1 protein-coding gene and 3 pseudogenes are annotated in these 3,632 nt (G+C 68.5%); 3 read left to right on the top strand and 1 reads right to left on the bottom strand.

Translation table 11 applies throughout. The features are described 5' to 3' along the window. Window positions 1–41 precede the first annotated feature (41 nt). From JWR81_RS30060 to JWR81_RS30050, 3 genes and pseudogenes are all read left to right on the top strand, one after another. Window positions 42–797: pseudogene (locus JWR81_RS30060) on the top strand (IS256 family transposase); the annotation flags it as partial. Between the two features lie 55 nt (window positions 798–852). Beyond that, the gene (locus JWR81_RS30055) at window positions 853–2,979 is read left to right on the top strand and encodes an ISAzo13 family transposase (RefSeq protein ID WP_297660571.1); all 2,127 of its coding nucleotides are present in this window, start codon (window positions 853–855) and stop codon (window positions 2,977–2,979) included. Window positions 2,980–2,992: 13 nt separating this feature from the next. Continuing rightward, window positions 2,993–3,466: pseudogene (locus JWR81_RS30050) on the top strand (transposase); the annotation flags it as partial. Between the two features lie 56 nt (window positions 3,467–3,522). On the opposite strand, the pseudogene JWR81_RS30045 reads toward JWR81_RS30050, so the two are convergent. Next, window positions 3,523–3,632 (bottom strand): annotated as a pseudogene (locus JWR81_RS30045) (IS30 family transposase); the annotation flags it as partial.

Below are 3,632 nucleotides of genomic sequence, written 5' to 3'. Positions count from 1 at the left end.
CTGGAGCTGCCGACGCCGATGACCCCCGCCGGGACGGTGGTGTGTCGTTGATCGACGACCTCGTCCGCGAGGGCGCCCGCAAGATGCTCGCCGAAGCCCTGCAGGCCGAGGTCGACGACTACATCACCCGGTTCGCCGCCGAGCGCGACGAGAACGGGCGCCGGCTCGTGGTGCGCAACGGCTCGCACCAGCCCCGCGAGGTCCTGACCTCGGCCGGGGCGGTCGAGGTCACCGCGCCGCGAGTCAACGACCGGCGCACCGACCCCGAGACGGGCGAGCGGGCCCGGTTCGCCTCGGTGATCCTGCCCGCCTGGTGCCGCAAGACCCCGAAGGTCACCGAAGTGCTGCCGCTGCTGTACCTGCACGGCCTCTCGACCGGGGACTTCGTGCCCGCCCTGGGCCAGTTCCTCGGCTCCACTGCTGGGCTGTCCGGACCGGTGATCACGAAGCTGACCGAGACCTGGAAGGTCGAGCAACGCGCCTTCGCCACCCGAGATCTTTCCCACGTGGACTACGTCTACCTCTGGGTCGACGGCATCCACGTCAACATCCGCCTCGAGGAGCACAAGCTGTGCCTGCTGGTCATGATCGGCGTGCGCGCTGACGGGCGGAAGGAACTGGTCGCGCTGAGCGACGGCTATCGGGAATCGAGCGAGTCCTGGGCGGATCTGCTGCGCGACTGCGCACGCCGCGGCATGCGCGCGCCAGCGCTCGCGATGGGCGACGGTGCGCTCGGGTTCTGGGGCGCGCTGCGTGAGGTGTTCCCGCAGACGCGGGAACAGCGCTGCTGGTTCCACAGGAGCCGTAAAAAATCAACGTGTGCATTTTGGGGCCAGGGTGCGATGAGGTGGTATGCCGATCTCGGACCTTGCTCGTGAGCAGCTCGTCGCGCGGTTCGAGGTGCTGTTGCCGTACCTGAACGAGCGTCAGCAGCGTCTGGCGTTGGCGGCGGAGGCCCGGCTGCTAGGGCACGGCGGTGTGCGAGTCGTCGCCCGCATCGCCGGGGTCAGCGAGACGACCGTCCGCAAGGGCGTGTTCGAACTCGAACGGGGTGCGGATCCGCTACCGATCGGTCGAGTCCGGAGCGGGGGCGGTGGGCGTAAACCGGCGACCGAGCTGGACCCGATGCTGCTCTCGTCCCTGCTGGCGTTGGTGGAACCCGACGAGCGAGGCGATCCGATGTCGCCGTTGCGGTGGACGACCAAGTCTCTGCGTCATCTCGCCAGCGAGCTGACCCGTCAAGGGCACGCGGTGTCGGCGCCGACGGTCGGGAAACTGTTGCGGGACAACGGATTCAGCCTCCAGGCCAACGCGAAGACCCTGGAAGGACACCAGCATCCCGACCGGGACGCCCAGTTCCGCTACATCAACGAGCAGGTCAAAGACCACCGGGCCGCCGGGGAGCCGGTCATCAGCGTCGACACGAAGAAGAAGGAGCACCTGGGCCGGCTGCCCAACCCCGGCCGTGAGTGGCGCCCGGCGGGGGAACCGGTCGAGGTCGAAGACCACAGCTTCTTCGCCATGGGGCCCGAGGTTGCCCAGGCCATCCCCTACGGCGTCTACGACATCACCGCCGATACCGGCTGGGTCAATGTCGGTGTCGATCACGACACCTCGGCGTTCGCCGTCGCCTCGATCCGCGCCTGGTGGCAGGCCCGCGGCGCCGGTGACTATCCGCACGCCCGCCGCCTGTTGATCACTGCCGATGCGGGTGGCTCGAACAGCTATCGCTACCGGTTATGGAAAGCCGAGCTGGCCGGGCTGGCCGCCGAGACGGGCCTGGACATCACGGTCTGCCACTTCCCGCCGGGCACCTCGAAGTGGAACAAGGTCGAGCACCGGCTGTTCTCCCACATCACCCTCAACTGGCGCGGCAGACCCTTGACCAGCCATGAAGTCGTCGTCAAGACCATCGCCTCGACCCGAACCAGCACCGGACTGCGCGTCGAAGCGGAGCTCGACACCGGCATCTACCCGCTCGGGGTCGCGGTCAGCGCGGCGCGGATGCACGCGCTACCGCTAGCACCGCACGCATGGTGCGGATCATGGAACTACACCCTCAGCGCGGCCCGGAAGAACCCCGAGGACACCCCCGCCGGCCAGCAGATCGCAAGCGACCATGGCGATCGGGCGCAGGCCCGGACCCACGCGCTTGAAGTCCTGTCGGATCCGAGGTTCACCGGCATCAGCCGGGCAGAGCTCGACGAGTTGGCCGCCGACCTCGCACCCGCCCAAGCCGCTCAGACCGCGCAGCGCCGCCACGAACAACGAGGGGGACAACGACGCCGCGCCCCGGGAGCAGGCAGCCGTTCCCTGCTCGACGACGCCGACCGGGTCCTGATCACAATCGTCTACCTCCGGCAGATCTGCTCCCAGAACGTGTTGTCCGAGATCCTCGAGGTCAACCCGAACTCGATCGGCCAGGCGATCGCCGAAACCCGGCAACTACTCGACGAGCGCGGTCGCAGCATCTCCCCGACGACCCTGCGCTTCACCACCGCACTGGCACTCGCCGACTTCGTCGACCACGGCTCCACACCGCAACGACCCCAACTACCGGAGCTACTGTCCGCCCCGGAACTGACCGGGATGACCAAGGCCGAGCTGAACCAGATGATCGAGCGGCTCTCCACCAGCCAAGCAGCACAGCTCGAACGGCGCCGCTACCGCCGCCGCGGCGCGGAACGTCTCCCCGGAGCCCGCGGCGGCGTGTTCCAGCAGAAGATCACCGACCCGGAACGGATCCTGGCGACCATCCTCTACCAGCGCCGAGTCTGCACCCGCCAAGTACTACTCGCCGAGCTGTTCGACGTCAGCCCACGCACCATCGGCAACGCCCTGCTCGAGGTCCGCCCGCTCCTGGAACAGGACAACTACCTGCCGATACCCGTTCCCGGACCGCGATTCTCCACCGCCGCCACGCTCCTCGCCTCGGTCCTGCCGACCGACACACCGAGCCCCGCGCAACCGCCGTGTTGATTCCTTACGGCTCCACAAGATCGGCAACGTGTTGGCTGCTCTGCCCAAGAGCGCGCATCCCGGGGCGAAGAAGGCCCTGGCCGAGATCTGGAACGCCGAGGACAAGCAGCACGCCCTCGACGCCGTCACCTCGTTCAAGGCCGCCTACGGCGCGAAGTTCGGCAAGGCCGTCGCGAAGATCACCGACGACCTCGAGGTGCTGCTCGCGTTCTACGACTACCCCGCCGAGCACTGGATCCACCTTCGGACCACAAACCCGATCGAGTCGACCTTCGCGACCGTCCGGCACCGCACGAAGATCACCCGCGGACCCGGCTCACGCGCCGCGGGGCTGGCGATGGCGTTCAAGCTGATCGAGGCCACCCAGGACCGCTGGCGCGCGGTCAACGCCCCACATCTCGTCGCGCTCGTCCGCGCCGGCGCGGTGTTCGTCAACGGCAAGCTCGTCGAACGACCCGACGAGACCCCTCAACCCGAAGCCGCCTAAAGATCTTCATCCACAGGTCTTGACGATTGCTCCCGGGACGTGCGGGCCTGCGGGTCGCGTCGGGGTCGGCGTCGGGCCCGGCCGGTGCGCAACGCCGCGGCCACCTCGCGGCGCAGCCCGCCGCGGGCCTGCAGGTAGAGCGCCTGGTAGATCGTCTCGTGGCTCA

It is taken from the genome of Pseudonocardia sp., from assembly GCF_025965585.1.
Taxonomy (GTDB): Bacteria; Actinomycetota; Actinomycetes; order Mycobacteriales; family Pseudonocardiaceae; genus Pseudonocardia.
This window is presented reverse-complemented; position numbering and strand designations above follow the sequence as displayed.

Bases quoted from the DNA above. Each gene is read 5' to 3' on its own strand.
- JWR81_RS30055 (WP_297660571.1), top strand. From the start codon at position 853: ATGCCGATCTCGGACCTTGCTCGTGAGCAGCTCGTCGCGCGGTTCGAG.